The organism is Hydrogenophaga sp. (genome assembly GCF_041633695.1).
In the GTDB taxonomy this organism is placed as follows: domain Bacteria; phylum Pseudomonadota; class Gammaproteobacteria; order Burkholderiales; family Burkholderiaceae_C; genus Hydrogenophaga.
Genome location: NZ_JBFJMY010000429.1, coordinates 1 through 3,535 on the forward strand (window position 1 = coordinate 1; position 3,535 = coordinate 3,535).

4 protein-coding genes and 1 pseudogene are annotated in these 3,535 nt (G+C 64.8%); 2 read left to right on the top strand and 3 right to left on the bottom strand.

Going from position 1 to position 3,535, the window contains the following annotated elements:
• Positions 1-46 precede the first annotated feature (46 nt).
• The gene (locus ABYB95_RS19475) at positions 47-988 is read left to right on the top strand and encodes a Gfo/Idh/MocA family protein (RefSeq protein WP_372660677.1); all 942 of its coding nucleotides are present in this window, start codon (positions 47-49) and stop codon (positions 986-988) included.
• 66 nt (positions 989-1,054) lie between these two features.
• On the opposite strand, the gene argG is transcribed toward ABYB95_RS19475, so the two are convergent.
• From argG to ABYB95_RS19490, 3 genes are all read right to left on the bottom strand, one after another.
• Positions 1,055-2,395: an argininosuccinate synthase gene (gene argG / locus ABYB95_RS19480; RefSeq protein ID WP_372660680.1), complete on the bottom strand. Its 1,341-nt coding sequence runs from the start codon at positions 2,393-2,395 to the stop codon at positions 1,055-1,057.
• Between the two features lie 19 nt (positions 2,396-2,414).
• A complete protein-coding gene (locus tag ABYB95_RS19485; RefSeq protein WP_372660683.1) occupies positions 2,415-2,732 on the bottom strand; it encodes a pyrimidine/purine nucleoside phosphorylase in 318 nt (105 codons plus the stop codon).
• A gap of 87 nt (positions 2,733-2,819) precedes the next feature.
• Positions 2,820-3,164, bottom strand: a complete 345-nt coding sequence (locus ABYB95_RS19490) for an ArsC family reductase (protein ID WP_372660685.1) — start codon at positions 3,162-3,164, stop codon at positions 2,820-2,822.
• Positions 3,165-3,246: 82 nt separating this feature from the next.
• On the opposite strand from ABYB95_RS19490, the pseudogene ABYB95_RS19495 reads away from it, so the two are divergent.
• Positions 3,247-3,535, top strand: a pseudogene (locus tag ABYB95_RS19495) (bifunctional folylpolyglutamate synthase/dihydrofolate synthase); the annotation flags it as partial.

The window sequence follows — 3,535 nt, forward strand, 5'->3', positions numbered from 1 at the left end:
ACAGGCTCTAGGGCCGCGAAGCAAAGCGTCGCAAGGAGGACTGCATATGCGTTTTGGCATTCTGGGCTGGGGCAAGATCGCCCGCACACAACTGGCACCAGCCATCGCCGAGGCCGGGCACACCATCAGCGCAGTCGGTAGCCGCGTGCCCGCCGCCCGCGAACTGCCGGATCTGCCCGGTGCGGCCTGGTGCAGCTACGAAGCGGTGCTGGCCGATCCGGCGGTGGACGCGGTCTACATCGCCTTGCCCAACCATTTGCACGTGCCCTGGACCTTGCGCGCGCTGCAGGCCGGCAAACACGTGTTGTGCGAAAAACCCATGGCCTTGTCGGTGGCCGAAGTGGACGCGGTGCAGAGCGCCGCCCACGCCGCCGGACGGCACATGCAAGAAGCTTACATGGTGCGCCACCACCCGCAATGGCAGATGCTGCGCGAGTTGCCGCTGGGCGCCTTGCGTTCGGTGCAGGTGGGATTTGCCTACGACAACCGCGACGCCGACAACATCCGCAACCGGGTCGACTGGGGCGGTGGTGCGCTGTGGGACATTGGCTGCTACGCCGTTTTTGCTGGGCTTTGGCTGTTCGGGTCCGAGCCCAAGAGCTGCCGTTTGCAGTCTGTGCTGCACCCGCAATGGGGCATAGACATCCACAGCCATGGCGAGCTGATTTGGGCGGATGGCGCGGTGCTGCAGTTCGAGGTGTCGACCCAGTCGGCAGCCCATCAGGGGGTGCGCGTGGTGGGCGAGCGCGGCTGGGCCGAGTTGGCCGTGCCTTTCAATGCACCCAGCCAAGCCTTGGTGCGCCAGGCGCTGGATGGTGGTGGTACCGCGCAGGCCGCCACCGAGCTGCGGTTGGCGCCGGTGAACCAGTACGCGGCCATGGTGACGCGCTTCGCCGCAGCGGCCCTTGCCGGAGAACCCACCGATCTGCACGAGAGCCGCGCGATTGCGGATGTGCTGGCCCGGTTGCGCCAGAGCGCTGGCCTTTGAGCCAGGTGTGCCCCACAACAAAAATCCGCTTCTGGGAGCGGCTTTTTGTTGTGGGGGCCTGGGGCCTTATTCGCCCTTCTCCCCCTCCAGCCGCAGCATGGCCGCGCCTTCACCCAGCGACAGCAGGCCGGTCTTGGCGTAAATGCCCAGCTTGGCGCGGGTGTCGGTGATGTCGAGGTTGCGCATGGTCAGTTGGCCAATGCGGTCGGCGGGCGAGAAGGGCGCGTCTTCCACCTTCTCCATGCTCAGCCGCTCGGGCGCGTAGGTCAGGTTCGCGCTCTCGGTGTTCATGATCGAATAGTCGTTGCCGCGGCGCAGTTCGATGGTGACCTCGCCGGTGACGGCGCGCGCCACCCAGCGCTGGGCGGTCTCGCGCAACATGATGGCCTGCGGGTCGAACCAGCGGCCCTGGTACAGCAGGCGGCCCAGGCGCAGGCCGTTGATGCGGTACTGCTCGATGGTGTCTTCGTTGTGGATGCCGGTGACCAGGCGCTCGTAGGCGATGTAGAGCAAGGCCAGGCCGGGGGCTTCGTAGATGCCGCGGCTCTTGGCTTCGATGATGCGGTTTTCGATCTGGTCGCTCATGCCCAGGCCGTGGCGACCGCCAATGCGGTTGGCTTCCAGAATCAGCTCGACTGGGCTGTCAAAGGTCTTGCCGTTCAGGGCCACTGGCTGGCCTTCTTCAAAGCGCACCGTCACGGTTTCGCGCTTCACTTCCACTTCGTCTTTCCAGAACGCCACGCCCATGATGGGGTTGACGATGTTGATGCCGCTGTTGAGGAACTCCAGGTCCTTGGCCTCGTGTGTGGCGCCCAGCATATTGCTGTCCGTGCTGTAGGCCTTTTCGGCGCTCATCTTGTAGCCAAAGCCGTTGGCCGTCATGAAGGCCGACATTTCGGCGCGGCCGCCCAGCTCGTCGATGAACAGCTGGTCCAGCCAGGGCTTGTAGATCTTCAGGCTGGGGTTGGTCAGCAGGCCGTAGCGGTAGAAGCGCTCGATGTCGTTGCCTTTGTAGGTGCTGCCATCGCCCCAGATGTGGACATCGTCTTCTTTCATGGCCGACACCAGCATGGTGCCGGTGACGGCCCGGCCCAGCGGCGTGGTGTTGAAGTAGGTGACTCCGGCGGTGGTGATGTGGAAGGCGCCACATTGCAAAGCGGCAATGCCTTCGTGGGCCAGCTGCGTGCGGCAGTCGATCAGGCGGGCCTTTTCGGCGCCATATGCCATCGCCTTGCGCGGAATTTCGTCGTAGTCCGGCTCGTCGGGCTGGCCGAGGTTGGCGGTGTAGGCGTAGGGGATCGCGCCTTTTTGTTTCATCCAGAGCAGGGCGGCGCTGGTGTCGAGACCGCCCGAGAAAGCGATGCCGACTTTTTGCTGGGACGGGAGGTTTTGCAGGATGGTGGCCATGTGGGGTGAAACTCGCGGTTTAGCCGTAGTGGCAGATGTAGTGGAAGGCTTCGGTCACGCGGATGTCGAAGCTGCTGTTGCCGGGCACGCTGAAGCGTTCGCCGGGTGCCACGCGCACCCAGGTGTCGCTGCCGGCCAGTTGGTACTCGCAGCCACCGGCCACGCACTCCATGATTTCCGGCGCTGCGGTACCAAAGGTCAGCTGCGCGGGCAACACCACGCCCACCGATTTTTTGCTGCCATCGGGCAAGGTTAAGGCGTGGCTGACGCATTTGCCGTCGAAATACACGCTGGCCTGGGTGGCGACGGTCGCGCCTTCAAATTGGGTGGTGATCATGGGTAGAGCGGAAAAGGCTGCACAAGTAGCGGAACGCAATATTTTAGGTCGGCGGCGCTGCGGCGCCGAGCCAGGCGGGCGCAGCGCTCAGATGCGGGTTTGCCAGTCGCTGGCGTCAAAGCCCACCGTGAGCGCGTTGGCCCACTGCACCACCGGGCGTTTGATGACGCATGCCTGGCTCAGCATCAGGGCGCGTGCGCTGGCGCCATCGGTCACGGCGGCGCGGGTGGTCTCGTCCAGCTTGCGCCAGGTGGTGCCCTTGCGGTTGACCAGGGTTTCCCAGCCCACGGCGCTCAGCCAGTGGTCCAGCTGGGCTTCGGGCACGCCTTGTTTCTTGAAATCGTGGAAGGTGTAGGCCACACCTTGCTCGCTGAGCCAGGCGCGGGCCTTTTTGACGGTGTCGCAGTTGGGAATGCCATAGAGCGTGATCATGCGGGGATTGTCGCCCATCGCCGCCCAAGGCCATCGGGGCGGGTCCATCGCGTTGCGCCGGGCCGGTGGGACAATCCGGGTCATGCAGTCTGAAATTTCCACCGATTCGCCCACTTCCCTGGCCGGCTGGCTGGCCCATTGCGAACGCATCCACCCCAAAACCATCGATTTGGGCCTGGAGCGTGTGCGGCGGGTGGCCGATCGCATGGCGTTGCGCCTGGCTTGCCCGGTCATCACCGTGGCCGGTACCAATGGCAAGGGCTCTACCTGCGCCATGCTGGAAGCGATTTACCGCGAGGCCGGGTTTCGCACCGGGGTCTACACCTCGCCCCATCTGGTGCACTTTGAGGAGCGCTGCCGCGTGGCAAGCG